Raw genomic sequence first — 17,228 nt, forward strand, 5'->3', positions numbered from 1 at the left:
GCAAGGGGCGCGGCTGATAGCATGCCAAGTTGATTCAATGATAATTCAATGGCAAGGGCAGGCATGGTGTTGATCGAGCGACTGCTCGCTCTGCGACGCAGGAAGAATCAGGAAGAAGTAGCGGGCAGGGCGGCCGAAGTCATCGCGCACGTCCTGTTCGATGTTGGTGCCGACCGTTTCCTGAACGGCAGCATGCTGCTCGATCGCCAGTTCCGCCTGCGTTTCTACGCGGTGCTGCCGCCGGCGGCCGACGACATGCTGGCGGCCATCGCGCTGTGCGACTTGCCCGAAGCGCGGCACATGCGCAGTTGCATGGCCGACGTGGCCTTCGATGCCCACGTCGTCGCGTGTCATACGCAGGGTCTGGCCGATGGCTTGATGCGCGAATTGCTCGCTTGTTCGGCCGAACTGCGGGCGCTGCCCGAGCGGCGCATCGGCGGCGTGTTCGCCTTCCGCTAGCTGCGGCGCGGGAATTTGTGCGCGCTGCAGCGCGCCGTGGCGGTATGCTGGTGTTAATGACGCCACTGACGCAAAGGTCCCATCCATGTCGCATGCCGCCCGCTTCCTGAACCGCCCGGCCATGCCGCGCACCTTCCCGGTACTTTCATGAGTGTTCGTAACCTGCAGCACCTGTTCGCGCCGCGGTCGGTAGCGCTGATCGGCGCCTCGGCGCGCCCGGGCAGCATGGGTGCCACGCTGCTGGCCAATCTGCAAGGCGGCGGCTTCAAGGGCAAGCTGTTTGCCGTCAATCCCAAATACACGCAGCTGGGCGACTTGCCGTGTTACGCCGCCGTGGCTGACTTGCCCGAGGCGCCCGACCTGGCCGTCATCTGCACGCCGGCCGCCACCGTGCCGCAACTGGTGCGCCAGCTGGGCGAGCGCGGCACGCGCGCCGCCGTGGTGCTCACCAGCGGGCTGGCGCGCGGTCGCGATGCACGGGGGCGAAGCCTGCGCCAGGCCACGCTCGACGCGGCGCACCCCTATCTGCTGCGGCTTCTCGGCGCGAACAGCGCGGGCCTGCTGGTCCCTGGCCTCGGCCTGAACGCCAGCGTGGCCCACAGCGGCGCACTGCCGGGACGGATTGCCTTCGTCTCGCAGTCCGGGTCACTGATGACGGGCGTACTCGATTGGGCGCGCACGCGCGGCATCGGCTTTTCGCACTTCATCTCGCTGGGCGACTCGGCTGACGTCGACCTGGGCGACGTGCTCGATCACCTGGCCAGCGATGGCAATGCCGGCGCGATCCTGCTGTATGTCGACCAGCTGCGCTACGCGCGCAAATTCATGTCGGCGGCGCGCGCCGCCGCGCGCAGCAAGCCGGTGATCGTGCTCAAGTCGCGCAGCGATACCGACGGCGCCCGGCCGGCGGCCAGCGAAAGCGGGGCGCTGGCCACCGAGGACGACGTGTTCGACGCCGCGATCCGGCGCGCCGGCATGCTGCGCGTTCACACGACCGAGCAGCTGTTCGCGGCGGTCGAGACGCTGGCCTACGCGCGCGTGCTGCATGGCGAGCGCCTGGCCATCCTCAGCAACGGCCTCGGACCGGGCGTACTGGCGCGCGACGCGCTGCGCTACGGCGGCGGCGTGGCGGCGACGCTGTCACCCGAATCGGTCATGCGGCTCGATGCCGTGCTGCCGGCCGGCTGGAACGGCGCGCAGCCTGGCAATCCAGTGCGTGCCAGCCCGGTCAACCTGCTGGGCGGCGCGCCGCCCGAGCGTTACGCGGCGGCGCTCGACGTGCTGCTGGCCGACCCGCAGGTCGACGCGGTGCTGATCGTGCATTCGCCGACGGCGACCGTCGACAGTCGCGACGTCGCCAATGCGATTGCGCCGCTGGCGCGCGCCGCTTCGCGCCCCATCCTGTCGTGCTGGCTGGGCGGCGCCTCGGTCGTGGCTGCGCGCGCGATCGCGGCCGAGGCGCGCATGCCCACGTACCGCACGCCCGAAGACGGGGTCAACGGCTTCCTGCAACTGGTGAACTACCGGCGCAACCAGAACCTGCTGATGGAAGTGCCGCCGTCGATGGCCGGCCATATGGCGCCCGACCGCAGCGCTGCGCGCGCGCTGGTGCGCGAGGCGATCGCCGCCAAGCGCCTGCTGCTGTCCGACCCCGAAACCAAGGCGATCCTGCGCGCGTATGGCCTGGCGCTGGTCGAGACGCGCGCCGCCGTGGACGCCGACGCGGCCGTGGCGGCAGCGCGCGCGATCGGGTTCCCGGTTGCCGTCAAGATCCTCACGCCCGACGTGATGCACAAGTCCGATGTTGGCGGCGTGACGCTTGACCTCGATTCGGAAGACGCCGTGCGCGCTGCCGCGCTGCGCATGCGCGCGCGCCTGGGCGAGCTGTTCCCGCAGGCGCGCTTCGACGGCTTTTCGGTGCAGGCCATGTGCCGCCGCACGCACGGCCACGAACTGATCGTGGGCGCCGCGCTCGACCCGGTGTTCGGGCCGGTGCTGGTGTTTGGCCAGGGTGGTGTGGCGGTCGAGGTGCTCGATGATTATTCGGTCGGCCTGCCGCCGCTGAACCTGGTGCTGGCGCGCGACCTGGTCGACCGCACGCGCGTGGCGCGCCTCCTGGCCGGCTACCGCAACCGGCCGGCCGCCAATCTCGACGCCGTGCTGGCGGTGCTTATCCAGGTATCGCGCCTGATCTCCGATATTCCTGAAATCGTCGAGCTGGACATCAACCCGCTGGTGGTCGACAGCCGCGGCGCGATCGTGCTCGACGCGCGCATGCGGCTGGCGCTGGCCGACCGTTCGGGCAGCACGCTCGACCGGCTCGCGATCCGGCCCTATCCGCGCGAACTGGAAGAGACGATCGAGTGGCAGGGCGCGCCGCTGCTGCTGCGCCCGATCCGCCCCGAAGACGGGCCGGCGCACCTGGCGTTCTTCGACGCGCTCACGCCCGACGACGTACGCTACCGGATGTTCGTGCGCATCCGCGAGCTGCAGCCGTCGCAGCTGGCGCGCTTCACGCAGATCGACTACGACCGCGAGATGGCCTTCATCGCCACCCGCAAGAACGCGGACGGGGTGTTCGAGACGCTGGCGGTTGCCCGCGTCGTGGCCGATCCCGACAACACGAGCGCCGAATTCGCCGTCACCGTGCGCTCGGACCTCAAAGGAATGGGGCTGGGGCGCATCATGATGGAAAAGCTGATCCGGTATTGCCGCGCGCGCGGCACCGGCGAGATCGTCGGCGAAGCGCTGCCGCAGAATTCGCGCATCGTCGCGATGGTGAAAAAACTGGGCTTCGAGGTGACGATCGATCGTGAGGACGGCACACGAAATATGCGCCTCGCATTACGTTAACCGTTTCGCGCGCCATGTGACATTCGGAGGATTTTGGGCTCTGCTGCGGTGGTAAGGTGACAGTGTTTGTCGCCCTGTCACGTCGTGACGATTCGTACCGCCTATTGTCAACAGGGTCCGACCCTGCTCCTGTGATGTCCCGACTCGGTTTGTTGTTGTGCGCGCCGTACGCCTTGTTCATCCTGGCCTGCGTCGGTATTGTGTCGCTCGGTGCTGGCGACGATGCGTCGCAGTTGATCTTCCTGCAGTTGCCGATTGCCGCCCAGCTGGTCGTGGTGCAGGCGCTGGGCCTTGGCCGCGCCCTCGAATTTTTGTCGTGGCCCGACGCGTATGGCCTGTTCGTCACGCCAGCCTTCGTGCTGTTGTATGCCGCCGGCGCGCTGTGTGAGCGGGGCCTGGCGCGCCGGCGCGGGCTGGCGCCCGTGCGCAGCGGCGCCTGATCCGGGCACGGCGCAATGCCGGCTCAGAACTCCTGACAAAACCTGTTACTTCCTTTGGCGGCAGCATGGTCGTACAGTGCGCTTTACCGACCGTCTGCTTTCGGCCTTGGATTCAACCGGTCGATGCAACAAGTTTGCTGAATCGTTCAGCGGGTGTCTGGTATTCTAAAGTCTTCCTTGGCCGTTCGTTCAATTTGCGAGCTACTTCGTTAAGTTGGGCCTGCGAGTACGCGGAGATATCGATGCCTTTTGGGAAATACTGGCGTAATAGTCCGTTGGTATTTTCATTGCTACCACGCTGCCAAGGGCTGTGTGGATCGCAGAAGTAGACATCGATATCAGTGGCCATGGTAAAACGCTTGTGGTCAGCCATTTCCTTGCCCCGGTCCCAAGTCAGTGATTGATAAAGCTCTCGGGGTAACTGACGGGCGTTATCAATCAATGCGCTGATGACTGTTTCTGTATCTTTGCTTGCGACTTTTACTAGCATCACGTAACGAGTGTGGCGTTCGACAAGGGTAGCGATCTGGCTATTTCTGTCTCCGAACACTAGGTCTCCTTCCCAATGTCCTGGTACAGCGCGATCCTCCACTATGGCAGGTCGTTCGCTGATCGATACCGTATCTTTGATCCTGCCGTGATTTTCTTTCTTTTGCGTATGATGACGCGATCGGCGCATGGCCCGGGTTCGCCGAAGATGCTCAAGTAGCTCCTTTTTCAGCGCACCACGGGCCTGAATGAAGAGGCTGCGATAAATCGTTTCATGCGACACCTGGTAATCCTCGCTGCCTGAAAACGTATGCTTGAGCCACCCAGCAATTTGCTCAGGCGACCACTGTAATTGGAGTTTGCTTGTTACGATATTTGCCAACTCAGGGTTGGTCACCAGTTTGCAGCACTTAGGACGATGGGCTCGCTTCCAAGCAGCCGCGTCTGCACAGCCAGCTCGATAGCTCGTCTGGCCACCATTGCGACTGATCTCACGGCTAATAGTGGACGGTGCTCGTCCAAGTGCTTGAGCAATCTGACGGATCGATTGACCAGTAGCTAGCGAGCGTGATATTTCTTCCCGCTCGGCCAAGGTTAATGCCAGTCTTGATCGGTGTCTTTCTGCGGGCCGAATGCCACCAGACTCGGCAAGAATTCGCTGTATAGACGAGTGGTTTCGATCGAACAGCTGGGCAATTTGCTGGAGCGATTCCCCCTTTTTCCAGTGCTCCCACATCAACGCCTTCTGGGCATCCGTATAATAAATCCTTGCTCTCTGCTTCATCCGTAACACTCCTTCTGCTTACCCAGAGTTTAGTGTGTTGCGTCGACCGGTTGAATCCAAGGTCGATAGCGGACCGACGCAGCGTTAGTCCGGCACTAACAAAGCGGCCACGTTCGTACGGACTAATGCCATAGCGCGAGCACTACTTCCGGGAGATCTGTGGTCGCTTATAGCAGATCATCTTCTAGCCCATCACCGATCGCCGAAAGGCGGACGCTTTCATATTGATGATCACGCGGCCCTGGCTGGGATCCGGTTTAGTCCTCAAGACCGGAATGCCATGGGAGTACCTGCCGCGCGAACTCGGCTGCGGCCTAGCGATCGCGGCAAACGCGTAAGCAAACACCATCTGCTGGTGGATGAGCATGGGCCTTTGCCAGTCGCTCAGATCTCAGGCGGGCAAGTACACGACTCGCGTTCCTTATCCCGCTGTAGCGTCCGTCCCAGAAGTGAAAGGATGAGCAGGCCGTGCTCGAAGACGCCCAAGTGAGCTGCATGCCGATCAAGCGTATGCTTCGAGAACCCATCCGACTTGGTTGGACCATCGGGGCATTACCAGATCGAATCGCGCGGCATGGCCTAGAGTCGCGCGAACGGCTCGGCTGATGGCAGCGGGTCGTCGAGCGCACCTTGGGTTTGCTACACTGCGCTCGCTGACTGCGCAGACGACATGAGCGACGGGCAGACATCCATCAGGCGTTTCTCTCGCTTGCCTGCTCGCTCGTTTGTTGGCGGTATGTCGAGCGGCGTTGTCAGGCGCTCTTAACGCCGAAAGCGCACGTCCTCACTCACCACGGGCGCATTGCCTTTGGGCTTCTTCGGTTTTTTGGGCTTCTTGACGATCTGCCCCTTTGCATCGGTCTGCGGCACGCGGTGCTCGGGCGCATAGCCCGGCTCTTCCACGCGTTCGAGCGTCTGGCGCGTGAGCACTTCGATTGCCGCCAGTTGCTCGACTTCGTCGGCGCACACCAGCGACACCGCTTCGCCGCTCGCGCCCTTGCGGCCCGTGCGCCCGGTGCGGTGCACGTAGTCCTCGGCCACGATCGGCAAATCCACATTGATCACGGCCGGCAGGTCGTCGATGTCGATGCCGCGCGCGGCGACGTCGGTGGCGATCAGCACGCGTATCTCGCCGGCCTTGAAACGATCAAGCGCGCGCAGGCGCGCCGGCTGCGGCTTGTCGCCGTGGATCGAGTCGACCGGGATGCCTTTGGATTCAAGCAGGCCGACCAGTTCATCGACCCCCTTGCGGGTACGGGCGAAGGCCAGCACCTGTGTCCAGTCGCGCCGTTCCAGCAGGTGCACGAACAGCGCGGCCTTGCGTTTCTTGTCGACCGGGATCACCCACTGGCGGATGGCTGCCACCGTTGTGTTGCGCGGCGTTGCCTCGATACGTACCGGTTCGCGCAGCATCTGGTTCGACAGCGCGCGGATCGGGTCGGAGAACGTGGCCGAGAACAGCAGCGTCTGACGTTTCTTCGGCAGCAGTTTCAGGATGTTGTCGAGCTCGCGCGCAAAGCCCAGGTCGAGCATGCGGTCGGCTTCGTCCAGCACCAGCGTTTTCACTTCGTTGAAGTGCACCGCATTCTGCCGGTGCAGGTCGAGCAGGCGACCCGGCGTGGCGACGAGTACGTCCACGCCCTTGCGCAGCGTCATCATCTGCGGATTGATGCTCACGCCGCCATAAGCGACCATCGAGCGCAGTGGCAGGCCCTCGGCATAGGTGCGCACGCTTTCGTGCACCTGTTCGGCCAGTTCGCGGGTCGGCACCAGGATCAGCGCGCGCGCCGCGTTGTTGCCGACCTTGCCGCCCATGACGAGACGCTGCAGGATCGGCAGCGTGAAGCCGGCGGTCTTGCCGGTGCCGGTCTGGGCGGCGGCCATCACGTCGTTCCCAGCCAGGATGGCGGGAATCGCCTGCTCCTGGACGGCGGTGGGCGTGTGGTAGGCGAGGGCGTCCAGGGTACGGACGATCGGCTCGATCAGGCCGAGGGAAGCAAACGACATGGGCAGGACACCTTGCGACGAAAAATGGACAGGCCGCAGTGTAACCTGCCGGCGCCGGCATGGCGATCATTGGCACGCCGCCAGGGCGTGCCAAACTCATTCGTCCAGGATCAGGACAACGCTGGCGTGTGCAGAGCGGCTTGCGCGACCGGGGCGATGGGCTGAGCCGGCGCATTGTGTTCGCGGCAGCCGCCCAGCATCAGGCAGGCGAAGGTCAGTACAGCGGCGGAATAAGTGCGTAGTTGCATGATGAATCCTCCGGGTAGCAGACGACCATCATACGCCGTACCGGCGCGCGCTGGCGCGCCGTGGCGCCCTATGACAGGATGTCCTTCCTGACGGGAATATAGCGATACGTTGCGTGGCCGACAGGCCCGTCGCAGCGTTCACGCAGCGCCGTGGCATCGAGCATGACCCAGTCGCGCCGATGGGCCTGGCCAAGCACCCGATGCCGCGACAGATCGAAGCAGCGCAGCGCCAGATGATCGGGCACCAGCAGCACGCGCGCAGGATCGGCGCGCATCCAGTGCCATGCGCTCGACTCTTGCTGCGCCAGCAGCGCCAGATAACTGAAATGCACCATGGGCCGGTCCGTAAACAGCAGGAACTGCTCCTTGAACTCGAGCATGCCGACTTGCGTTCCAGGCCCGATCTGGCGCTCGAGTTCCTGCAGAACGGCGCGCGGCGTGCGGTGCGGGTCGAGGGTTGGCCACAGCCAGAAGGCGATGCACAGCCAGGTCAGCAGGCTGGCCAGCGCAAGTTGCTCGAACAAGGCGCGCTTGCGCAGCAGCAGGGGGATGCCGGCCAACGCCAGCCCCAGCAGCAGCACACCGGGCGCCAGTGCCGCGACGGCCTCGGCATAGTCGTCGGCCCGGGCTGGCAGCCGGTGGGGCGCCAGCCATGCGACGCCTGCCAGCGCTATCAGCAGCACGCCTATCAGCACGAGCACTGCGCGCAACAGCACTGATGCGGCGCGACGGCCCGCGGCCGGCGTCTGCTCCCAGACGCGGGCGAGCGCCAGCGCGCACATCGGCAGCGCGGGCAGGATGTAGACCTCGCGCTTGCCTGGGCTCAGCGAAAAGAACAGCAGCACGAGTGCAACCCAGCTCAGCAGGATGCGCAGCGCTGCGTCACGCGGCCACAGGTCGATGATGCCGCGTAGCCGCAGTACGAACAGCACGACCAGCGGAAACCACATCGTCGGCAAGGCAGTCGTCAGGTAGTAGTGCCATGGCTGGATGTGGTGCCATGCATTGGCGTAGCGCTCGGCGGTCTGCCTGAACAGGATGTTGTCGCGGTAGGCCAGCAGTTCGGGGCTGTGCACGCGCTCGACCGTGAGCCACATCGGCGCCAGCCACAGCGCGAGCGTGGCCAGCATCAGGGCGGGCCCCCACCACGCGCGCAGGCGCCAGGCCTGGTGCCCGGATTCATCAGCGCGGCCGCGCCAGATGGCCAGCGGGATCAGCATCAGTGCCGGGAGAAACCCGACGCCCTTGGTCATGACGCCCAGCGCCATCGCCACCCAGCTGGCGGCATACCAGCCCCAGGCGGGCCCGGTCAGAAAGTGGCGGATCAGCCCATAGCAGCCGAGCGTGATCCAGAAGCACAGCACCGCATCGATCTGCGCACCCTTGGCCTGCAGCAGGAACTGCGGCGTGAACACGAGGATCAGCACCGCCGAGCGCGCGACGTGGTCGCCCCACAAGCGGCGCCCCAGATCGAACACCAGCCACAGCGTCCCCAGTCCCGCCAGCGCACTGGGCAGCAGAAAGGCGATCTTCAGCTGTCCGGTCAGCTGATAGAACAGGGCGATCAGCCACATGAAGACAGGCGGCTTGTCCGGATAGAATTCGCCGCCCCGCGTGGGAAACAGCCACTGGCCCGATTCCACCATTTCGCGTGCGACCTGGGCAAAGCGCGGCTCATCGGCTGGCCAGGGCGCGCGCAACCCGATGCCCGCGAACAGCGCAATGAGCGTCAGCCCGACGAGCCACGGCCACCAGCTTGGGGCCTGATCAAGGTTGCCGGTGTGCGGGCGTGGCATGCATTTGTCCCCGGATCTGCTGCAGACGCTGCTTGAAGCCATGATGGTAGAGGTAGAGCGCGAGTGCCGTGGACAGCGCCAGCGTCAGCAGGCCAAGCCAAAGCTGCTGTTCGTCGTGCAAGGCCAGGCCTGCGCCGGCAAAGCTGAACAGCAGCATTTGCGGCAGGTAGCCCAGCAGGCTGCCCCAGAACACCGCCGGCATGCTCAGCCGGGCCAGCCCCACGGCGATATTGGTCGCCAGATTGCTGCCGACCGGCATCAGCCGCAGCGTGCAGATCCACAGCCAGGTGTCGCGGGCCAGCAGTTGGCGGATGATGGCGACCCAGTCGCCATAGCGAGTGCTGGCCCAGGCCGTGCCGATGTGGCGCACGCAGCAGATTGCCAGCAGGGCGCCAAAGCCGGTCAGCAGAGTGCTCAGCAACGCGCCCGGCACGCCACCGATGACGCAACCGCAGGCGAAGGCGAGCACCTGGCGCGGACCGCCAAGCGCAGTGTAGACGATGCCGGTGATCGCGAGCACGGGCCAGGCGACGGCCCAGTGCCGCTCGAACAGGCGGTTGAGCAGATCCAGTTCGGTAAATGACCCCCACCACTGGAAATGCAGCGACACGAAGCCGAGCGTCAGTACGCCCGTCAGCAGCAGCGGTTTGATCAGCAGGGCCAGTGCGGGTTTCAATGCCGCACTTCCATGCGGTCAATCAGCGGCAGCTTGCTGCGGCGGATCAGCCAGCTGACGCCCCACATGTCGACGATGCCCACCCACAGCCGGTTCCAGGCCGTGTATTTCGACACGCCGGCAGTGCGGTGGCGATGGCGCACCGGCACGATGGCGATCACGCCGCCCAGGCGCTTGACCAGCGCCGGCACGAACCGGTGCATGTGGTCGAAATAGGGCAGGCACAGCCAGGTGGCGCGCGGCACCAGCTTGAGGCCGCAGCCGGTATCGGGCACTCCGTCGTCGAGGATGCGGCGGCGCACGGCGTTGGCAATGCGCGACTGGATTTTTTTCCAGCGCGTGTCGCGCCGGTCGGCGCGAAAGCCGGCAATGCAAAAATGCCGGTGCGTTTCGCTTAAAGTAAGTCCCTGCGCTACCAGCGCCGGAATGTCGGCCGGGTCGTTCTGGCAGTCACCGTCGATCGTGACGAGAAAACGCCCGGTGGCGTGGCGCGCGGCGGTCCACAGGGCCGTGCTCTGGCCGGCACTGGTTGCGTGGCGGATCAGCCGCGCCGGCATGCCCCATCGCTGGCAATGCTGCAGGAACACGGCGCCGGTGTCGTCGCTGCTGCCATCGTCCACCAGCACGACCTCGTGCGTCAGATGCCCGGCCAGGGCGTGGTGGATTTCGTCCACCAGATGGCCGATATTGCCGGCCTCATCCTTTGCGGGAATCAGTACCGACACCAGCCACGCATGCTCGTTGCTCGCTTCGTCAGCCATATCGCGCAATCTCTCCAAAAAGAGCGCAGCACACATACTGCGCATCATGTTCTGCAAGAATTCTGGATAACGACGTCTGACGCTCGCTCGCTAAGTATGAGCTGTCAATGCAGGTCAGTGTACGAGGTCGTGATCACCTTGGAAAGTAATAGTTGATGGCAAGCGCCCCGAGGCGGAAGGTTGTCGAGAGAGCGTCAGAAGCTGTACGACACGCTGGCGCGCAGCACGGGGAAGAACTTGTGGTCGGCCAGTTCATTCGTCAGGCGTGCTTCTTCGACGGCGACGTCACGGACCAGCACGGCGCACACGGCCTGCGACGTACGGCAGCCGCGGCTGATCAGGTCGACCTGTCCCTTGCCCTGGTAAAAGGCGCCGAGATCGGCGCTGACGTTCCAGCGCTTGTTCGGCGTGAGGGCATTGCCCCAGCCGATGCCGAAGTAGGGCGCCGCCTTGCGGAAGTCGACATTGCCATCGAGCGTGCCGACATCTGCCGCACTGTAGCTCTGACCATTGATGAGGTAGCGCCCGTTGCTGTTCGGCCGCGCCTTGGCCGTCACTTCATTGCCGTTGTAGACCACGCCGGCGGTGAGGCGCAACGGCGTGTCGGCGAATGCATACCAGTCGAACAGGGCGTCGAACGTTTGCAGCTTGGCGTCGCCGTCGTAATCGATGCCGCCCGAACGCTTGTCGAAGTCGTGCTTGTAGTAGTTGATGCCGAAACGGCCATTGAGCGTGCGTTCCATTGGCACGACCAGATGGACGCCCGCGCCGGTCGTGCCCAGGGTGGCGGTGACGCCGACGCCGATTTCGGCATGGGCGGATGCGGCAGCGACAGTGGCGGCAATGGTTGCGGCAATGGCAATGACGTTACGTGGGATGGACATCTCGACGACCTCTCTATCAAAAAGCGGAAAGGCGCGATTGTACGGCCAGCGCCCGTTTGCATACTCAGCAAATTTGTAATGCGGCGCGTGGGCAACACCGGTGCGCGCCACTGACGCGGATGCCGCCGGGGCCGGTTTCGTCGGCCCAGCCGCGGCTTCGTCGCATAATGCTGTCTTGCGAACCATGGCGTGCCTATGCTGGCGCCATTCTTCAACGTTTGAAAGCCCATCATGATGTCGAGTTTTTTCCACCACGGTCGCCTGGTCCTTGCCTGGAGCGCGGTGTACCTGGCGCTGTGTATCTTCATCAGCGACACCGTTCTGCACGATATCGATCTGAATATCGAGGGGTATGTGGCGCTGCTCGGGTTTGCGCTGGTCGGCTGGGTGCTGCTGATCGCGTTCTCGCACACCCGCCGCGTGCGGCTGCTGGCCGGCACCGTGAACGCGGCCACGCTGGCAAACCGCCAGCGGCGCCAGATCGAGATCCCGTTCGAGGCCGGCGAAGCATTCGACATGATCGACGCCGCGATCCGCGAACTGCCGGGCGTCACCGCCGTCGACAGCGCCCGCGACAGCCTGCAGGTGCGCGCCAAGGTCGAGCGCACCGATCTGTATGGTGGCAATGCATCGGCCGGCGCGGCGCTGGCCCGCCTGTCGACCTGGCGCAACCAGATCCGCGCCACGATCACGCCCAATGGCGACGCGGCCGGCAGCGTGACGCTGATCTGCGAACCGGAAGACCCGGCCTGGATCGACTGGTTCCTAGTCGACCAGGGTAGCAACCTGGAAAACGCCGACGCCATCGTGCGCGCCATCACGCGCCGCATCGCCGAGCGGCGCCGCCTCGAAACACAGGCCGTGCGCGAGAGCGCGACCGAGAAGGAATTGACGGTGGCGCGCCTGAACCTGCTCCACGCCCAGGTCGAGCCGCACTTTTTGTACAACACGCTGGCCAGCGCCCAGGTCCTCACGCGCACCGATCCGGCGCGCGCCGACGCCATGCTGGGTAACCTGATCCAGTACCTGCGCCACTCGCTGCCGCGTACCGAGGATGCGCCGTCGACGCTGGGCGAAGAGCTGGAACGGGCGCGCGCTTATCTCGACATCCTGGCCATCCGCATGGGGCCGCGCCTGGCCCTGCAGGTCGATGTGCCGGACGAACTGCGCCGGCTCGTGTTTCCGCCGATGATGCTGCAAACGCTCGTCGAGAACGCCATCAAGCACGGGTTGGAGCCCAAGCCGGGCGGCGGCACTGTCTGGATCCTGGCGCGCGCCATCGACAATGCGGCGGCCGTCACGGTGGCCGACGACGGCCGTGGCTTCTCGCTCGAGACGGCCGGCACCGGCATCGGCCTGCGCAATGTGCGCGAGCGTCTGCGCCTCGGCTACGGCAGCATGGCGAGCTTTGCCATCGTGGCCAACTTCCCGAGCGGCGTGGCCGCCACCATCACGGTGCCGATGGCGCTGCAGGGCGCGGGGGTGCGCACATGACCCGTTGCGTCATTGCCGAAGATGAACTCCTGCTGCAGGAAGAGTTGATCAAGCTGCTGAGCGAGGTGTGGCCGGACCTCGAGATCGTGGCCGCCTGCGACGATGGCGGCAGCGCCCTTGACGCCATTGCCAGCTACCGGCCCGAGGTTGCGTTCCTCGACATTCGCATGCCGGGGCTGTCGGGCCTCGAGGTAGCCTCGAGCGTGCTGGCGGCGGGGCTGCGCACCGAGATCGTGTTCGTGACTGCGTATGATCAGTACGCGCTCGACGCCTTTGATCGGGGCGCCGTCGATTACCTGCTCAAGCCGGTCGGGCGCGAACGCCTGGCCGCGACCGTGGCCCGGCTGCGCGATCGGCTGGCGCGCGGTGTGGCGGATACGACACAGCTGGCGGCGCTGCTGGCGCGCTTGCAGAGCGTTGCGCCGCCGGCGCCGCGCGCCCAGCCGCTGGTCTGGCTGACGGCCAGCCGCGGCGTCGAGACGCGCCTGATCCTGGTCGACGACGTGGCGTATTTCCAGTCCGATTCCAAGTACACGGTGGTCATGACGGCCGAGGGCGAATCGCTGCTGCGCAAGCCCATCCGTGACCTTCTCGAGGTGCTCGACCCGTCCATGTTCCGGCAGGTGCACCGCTCGACGATCGTCAATCTGCGGGCCGTGGCGGGTGTCACGCGCGACGACAGCGGCAAGGGCGTCATCCGCCTGCGCAACCGGCCCGAGACGCTGACAGTCAGTCAGCCGTTCATGGCGCTCTTTCGTCACATGTAGGGACAGGCCAGCGCGCGCGACGTTGCCGTAGTAAAATCTCAGATGGCCATCAGGCCGGCGTTGTTGCCGGCTGGGGCATCAAGAAGGAGGCAAGCTTGCGTAGCGATATCGTGATCGTGGGTGGCGGCGCTGGCGGTCTGGAGCTGGCATGCAAACTCGGCCGTAAACTCGGCCCGACAAAGGTGACGCTGGTCGACAGCCGCCTGTACCACATCTGGAAACCGTCGCTGCATGAAGTCGCGGCGGGCACCCTGGACATCCACCAGGAAGGTCTGTCGTACGCGATGCTCGCGCACGACAATGGATTCAATTTCGTGCTCGGTCCGATGACCGGGCTGGACGAGGCCGGCCAGGCGATCGAGATCGGGGCCGTGTATTCGGCCACCGAACACGACGAAGTGCTGCCGGCGCGTCGCCTGGCGTACACGTCGCTCGTGATCGCAATCGGCAGCACCTCGAACTACTTCGGCGTGCCGGGCGCGCAGGAACATTCCATTTCGCTGAATGCGACCGAAGACGCCGAACGCTTCCGCCTGCGCATGCTGCGCCTGATGCTGGCGGTCGAGCAGCAGCGCGAAGAGGGCCGTGAGACCGGCCTGGACGTCGTCATCATCGGTGGCGGCGCGACCGGCGTCGAGCTGGCCGCCGAACTGCGCGAAGCGTCGGGTGCGTATGCGCGCTACGGCTTCGCACGGATGGACGTCAAGCGCGACGTGCGCATCACCATTCTCGAAGGCGCGCCGCGCATCCTGGCGCCGCTCCCCGAGCGCGTGTCGAATGCGGCGCTGGGCCTGCTGAACAAGCGCGGCATCCGCGTCGTCAGCGATTGCCGCGTCACGGCGATCGAGAGCGACAAGGTGCTCGACGCCAATGGCAATGTGTATCCGGCCGACCTGTGCGTATGGGCGGCGGGTATCCGCGCCCCCGAAATGCTTGGCAAGCTCGGCCTGCAGACCGCACGCGGCGGCGGTCTGGATGTCGATTCGCATCTGCGCGTCAAGGGTACGCAAGCCATCTGGTCGCTGGGCGACTGCGCGGTCTGCATCGACGGCAACGGCTTGCCGGTGCCGCCACGTGCGCAGGCGGCGCACCAGCAGGCCGATTACCTCGTCACGACCTTCCTGCGCATGGACAAGGGCCAGCCGGCCTTGACCGAGCCTTATGAATACCGCGACTACGGTTCGCTCGTGTCGGTCGGTCAGAACACCAGTGTCGGTAGCCTGATGGGTTCGCTTCGCGGCGCGAGCTGGTTCGTGCAGGGCGGCATTGCGCGCCTGATGTACGCCAGCCTGCACCTGATGCACCACCGGGCCGTGATGGGCATTACCCGCACGGGCCTGCTGGCAGTGGCGCGCTTCCTGATCCGGCGCAGCACACCGCTGGTCAAGCTGCACTGACGGGATCGTCGTCAGGCGACAAACAACAACGGCGGCCAGTGGCCGCCGTTGTTGTTTTTAAAGACCCTACCGCTGTCTAGGCCGGCAATTCGCGCGGCAGCGTCATTTGCAGCATCGCGCCGCCGTTCTCGGCGCGCACCAGGATCAGGTTGCCACCGAGCGTGCGGGCGCGTTCGCGCAGCAGACGCAGGCCATGGCGTTCACCGGCGGCCAGCGGATCGGCGCCGGGACCGACGCCATCGTCGCGCACCGTCAGCATGGCCATGTCGCCATCGTCATCCAGGATCACGTCCACGCGCGTGGCCTGCGCATGCGCCGCGGCGTTGCGCAAACCTTCCTCGGCGCAGCGCAGCAGCAGCACGGCATGCTCGCGCGACCAGGCGCCGTCTTCCTCGGGCAGGCTCGCTTGCGCCTGGATGCCATGCTCGGCGCCGAATTCGGGCACCAGCTCGGCCAGCGCGGTGCGCAACCCCAGGAATTCGAGCTTGTCGTTCCACAGCGCGAGTTGCATCTGGCGATTGGTCTCGATGACGCCTCCGAGCAGAAGCTTCATTTGCGCAGCGCGGTCGCGCAGTGCTTTGTCTTCGGCCGGCAGGCGCTGGGTGAGCAGGGCGAGATGCATCGTCAGGGCCGTCATGGACGAACCCAGACTATCGTGCAACTGGCGCGCAAGCTGGCGACGCTCCTGGTCCCAGCTGTTGGCCAGCCAGGACACCATGTCGGAGAGTTCAGCAGTGCGCGCCGCGACCAGGCGTTCCAGCTCCGGGTCGGGATGCGGTGGGACCGGTTCAGTCATCAGGGTCTCAATTAAATGTTTCCCAAATCATACAACAATTGTCATTTATCCGTCGCGCATTGGGTGCCGCAAGAACGGTTCGTTATGTTCGCACCGAGTGTGAAGTCGCGAACAGTGTGGATGGCGCGTCAGGCGCACTCTGGCAATGTGGCCAACGAGTCATCATTCAACCAACAATACGGGGGTAACACCATGACCAAAGCAACGACCAAAAAGACGAGCGGCCCGCAGGATGCCCTGGACCTTCTGAAGAGCCAGCACGACGAAGTGAAAGACATGTTCGACAAGTTCGAAGAACTGGGCGAGCGCGCCACGGTCAGCAAGAAGAAACTGGCCAACGAGATCTGCGAAGCCCTGATCATGCACACGTCGATCGAAGAAGAAATCTTCTACCCGGCGCTGCGCAAGACGTCGAAGGAAATGGAAGACATGCTCGACGAAGCGTTTGTCGAACACGCGTCGGCCAAGGACCTGATCGCACAGGTGCAGGAGATGGAACCGGACGAAGACTACTACGACGCCAAAGTGAAGGTGCTGGGCGAATACGTGTCGCACCACGTCGAAGAAGAAGAGGAAGAAATGTTCCCCAAAGTGCGCAAGCTTGACCTCGACCTGGAAGCCATGGGCGCTGAGATGGCCGCCCGTCGCGACGAAATTCTCGCTACGGTCTAAAGCGTCGTTGACAGACTGGCCGGCCTCCCCGGGGCCGGCTTTTTTACGTCCATGCCATTCAGCAAAGATTTCGACCGTGCGGGCAGTCAAGACGTTCGCTGCCGCACATACGTGCTATTGCTGGTATGCGATATTGAAAGCTAGCCGGTTCCATCAAGGACGGGGGCGTTATATAAGAGAGGACACACCATGAATATCGATAACATCGTAAATGAGCAGTTCCGTGGCAAGAGTTTCCGTGAGCTGGCCGACGCGCCATTGTCGGCACTGCGCGGCATCGGCGAGCAGCAGGCCAACACGCTGGCCGATACGCTGGGCGTAAAGACCATTGGCGACCTGGCGAGCCTGCAGGCGGTCAGCTTCGCTGTCGCGATCAAGGCGCTCGCCGGCAGCGAGACGCAATCGAGCCAGGAGCAGGCGAAGCAGACCTTGCTGGATGATGCAGTTGAAATGACGTTCCCGGCCAGCGATCCAATCTCGGTCGATTCCGGCATTACCCGCATTGAAGTGCCGCCCGAGATGGTCGATGCAGGCCATGATCACCAGAACGCGCGTTCGATCGAAGAAACAAGCACCATTCGCGATTGCCCGCCAACCGAAAAGCGTTAAGCACAAGGCAGGGCAGGACTGAGCAGGCCACGGAACGCACGTTCCGTGGCCTGTTTTTTTTGGCGCAGCCAACGCAAAAGCACACCGGGGCGCTCG

Annotated in this window: 16 protein-coding genes and 1 pseudogene; 9 read left to right on the plus strand and 8 right to left on the minus strand. The window is 64.7% G+C overall.

Annotated elements, in window-relative coordinates; translation table 11 throughout:
• Window positions 1-48: 48 nt before the first annotated feature.
• The 3 genes from AC1MGT_RS20870 (at window position 49) to AC1MGT_RS20880 (ending at window position 3,752) form a co-directional block, all read left to right on the plus strand.
• A complete protein-coding gene (locus tag AC1MGT_RS20870) occupies window positions 49-459 on the plus strand; it encodes a hypothetical protein (protein ID WP_499501886.1) in 411 nt (136 codons plus the stop codon).
• A 147-nt stretch (window positions 460-606) separates the two neighbouring features.
• Window positions 607-3,312, plus strand: coding sequence for a bifunctional acetate--CoA ligase family protein/GNAT family N-acetyltransferase (locus AC1MGT_RS20875; protein WP_499501887.1), 2,706 nt, complete (start codon window positions 607-609; stop codon window positions 3,310-3,312).
• 134 nt (window positions 3,313-3,446) lie between these two features.
• Complete coding sequence (locus tag AC1MGT_RS20880; protein WP_499501888.1) at window positions 3,447-3,752, plus strand: hypothetical protein; 306 nt, start codon at window positions 3,447-3,449, stop codon at window positions 3,750-3,752.
• A 112-nt stretch (window positions 3,753-3,864) separates the two neighbouring features.
• Here AC1MGT_RS20880 and AC1MGT_RS20885 read toward each other — a convergent pair whose 3' ends face one another.
• Complete coding sequence (locus AC1MGT_RS20885) at window positions 3,865-5,025, minus strand: IS30 family transposase (protein ID WP_499501889.1); 1,161 nt, start codon at window positions 5,023-5,025, stop codon at window positions 3,865-3,867.
• 130 nt (window positions 5,026-5,155) lie between these two features.
• Between AC1MGT_RS20885 and AC1MGT_RS20890 the strand changes: the two are divergent.
• Window positions 5,156-5,772: pseudogene (locus AC1MGT_RS20890) on the plus strand (transposase); the annotation flags it as partial.
• Between the two features lie 15 nt (window positions 5,773-5,787).
• On the opposite strand, the gene AC1MGT_RS20895 reads toward AC1MGT_RS20890, so the two are convergent.
• The 6 genes from AC1MGT_RS20895 to AC1MGT_RS20920 all read right to left on the minus strand — a co-directional run bounded on the left by AC1MGT_RS20895 (window position 5,788) and on the right by AC1MGT_RS20920 (window position 11,397).
• Window positions 5,788-7,032, minus strand: coding sequence for a DEAD/DEAH box helicase (locus AC1MGT_RS20895; RefSeq protein WP_499501890.1), 1,245 nt, complete (start codon window positions 7,030-7,032; stop codon window positions 5,788-5,790).
• A gap of 110 nt (window positions 7,033-7,142) precedes the next feature.
• Window positions 7,143-7,280 carry a hypothetical protein gene (locus AC1MGT_RS20900; protein WP_499501892.1) on the minus strand — a complete coding sequence of 46 codons (138 nt, stop codon included), beginning with the start codon at window positions 7,278-7,280 and terminating at the stop codon, window positions 7,143-7,145.
• Window positions 7,281-7,348: 68 nt separating this feature from the next.
• Complete coding sequence (locus AC1MGT_RS20905) at window positions 7,349-9,076, minus strand: ArnT family glycosyltransferase (RefSeq protein ID WP_499501894.1); 1,728 nt, start codon at window positions 9,074-9,076, stop codon at window positions 7,349-7,351.
• Window positions 9,048-9,752: a TVP38/TMEM64 family protein gene (locus AC1MGT_RS20910; protein ID WP_499501896.1), complete on the minus strand. Its 705-nt coding sequence runs from the start codon at window positions 9,750-9,752 to the stop codon at window positions 9,048-9,050. Before AC1MGT_RS20910 ends, AC1MGT_RS20905 begins: the two co-directional genes overlap by 29 nt.
• Window positions 9,749-10,513 carry a glycosyltransferase family 2 protein gene (locus AC1MGT_RS20915; RefSeq protein WP_499501897.1) on the minus strand — a complete coding sequence of 255 codons (765 nt, stop codon included), beginning with the start codon at window positions 10,511-10,513 and terminating at the stop codon, window positions 9,749-9,751. Before AC1MGT_RS20915 ends, AC1MGT_RS20910 begins: the two co-directional genes overlap by 4 nt.
• 194 nt (window positions 10,514-10,707) lie before the next feature.
• Entirely contained in the window at window positions 10,708-11,397 is a 690-nt protein-coding gene (locus AC1MGT_RS20920; protein ID WP_499501898.1) for a hypothetical protein, read from the minus strand.
• Between the two features lie 231 nt (window positions 11,398-11,628).
• Between AC1MGT_RS20920 and AC1MGT_RS20925 the strand changes: the two genes are divergently transcribed.
• The 3 genes from AC1MGT_RS20925 to AC1MGT_RS20935 all read left to right on the plus strand — a co-directional run bounded on the left by AC1MGT_RS20925 (window position 11,629) and on the right by AC1MGT_RS20935 (window position 15,055).
• Entirely contained in the window at window positions 11,629-12,891 is a 1,263-nt protein-coding gene (locus AC1MGT_RS20925; protein WP_499501900.1) for a sensor histidine kinase, read from the plus strand.
• The gene (locus tag AC1MGT_RS20930; protein ID WP_499501901.1) at window positions 12,888-13,658 is read left to right on the plus strand and encodes a LytR/AlgR family response regulator transcription factor; all 771 of its coding nucleotides are present in this window, start codon (window positions 12,888-12,890) and stop codon (window positions 13,656-13,658) included. Before AC1MGT_RS20925 ends, AC1MGT_RS20930 begins: the two co-directional genes overlap by 4 nt.
• 95 nt (window positions 13,659-13,753) lie before the next feature.
• A complete protein-coding gene (locus tag AC1MGT_RS20935; protein WP_499501902.1) occupies window positions 13,754-15,055 on the plus strand; it encodes an NAD(P)/FAD-dependent oxidoreductase in 1,302 nt (433 codons plus the stop codon).
• 76 nt (window positions 15,056-15,131) lie between these two features.
• Here AC1MGT_RS20935 and AC1MGT_RS20940 read toward each other — a convergent pair whose 3' ends face one another.
• Window positions 15,132-15,851 (minus strand): sensor histidine kinase, encoded by a 720-nt coding sequence (locus AC1MGT_RS20940; protein WP_499501903.1) that lies wholly within the window; start codon window positions 15,849-15,851, stop codon window positions 15,132-15,134.
• Between the two features lie 192 nt (window positions 15,852-16,043).
• Here AC1MGT_RS20940 and AC1MGT_RS20945 point away from each other — a divergent pair, with 192 nt between their 5' ends.
• The gene (locus AC1MGT_RS20945) at window positions 16,044-16,523 is read left to right on the plus strand and encodes a hemerythrin domain-containing protein (protein WP_499501904.1); all 480 of its coding nucleotides are present in this window, start codon (window positions 16,044-16,046) and stop codon (window positions 16,521-16,523) included.
• A gap of 189 nt (window positions 16,524-16,712) precedes the next feature.
• On the plus strand, window positions 16,713-17,132 hold the full coding sequence (locus tag AC1MGT_RS20950) for a hypothetical protein (protein ID WP_499501906.1): 420 nt from the start codon (window positions 16,713-16,715) through the stop codon (window positions 17,130-17,132).
• Window positions 17,133-17,228: the final 96 nt, after the last annotated feature.

The sequence above is a fragment of the Telluria sp. BA11 genome (assembly GCF_056680305.1).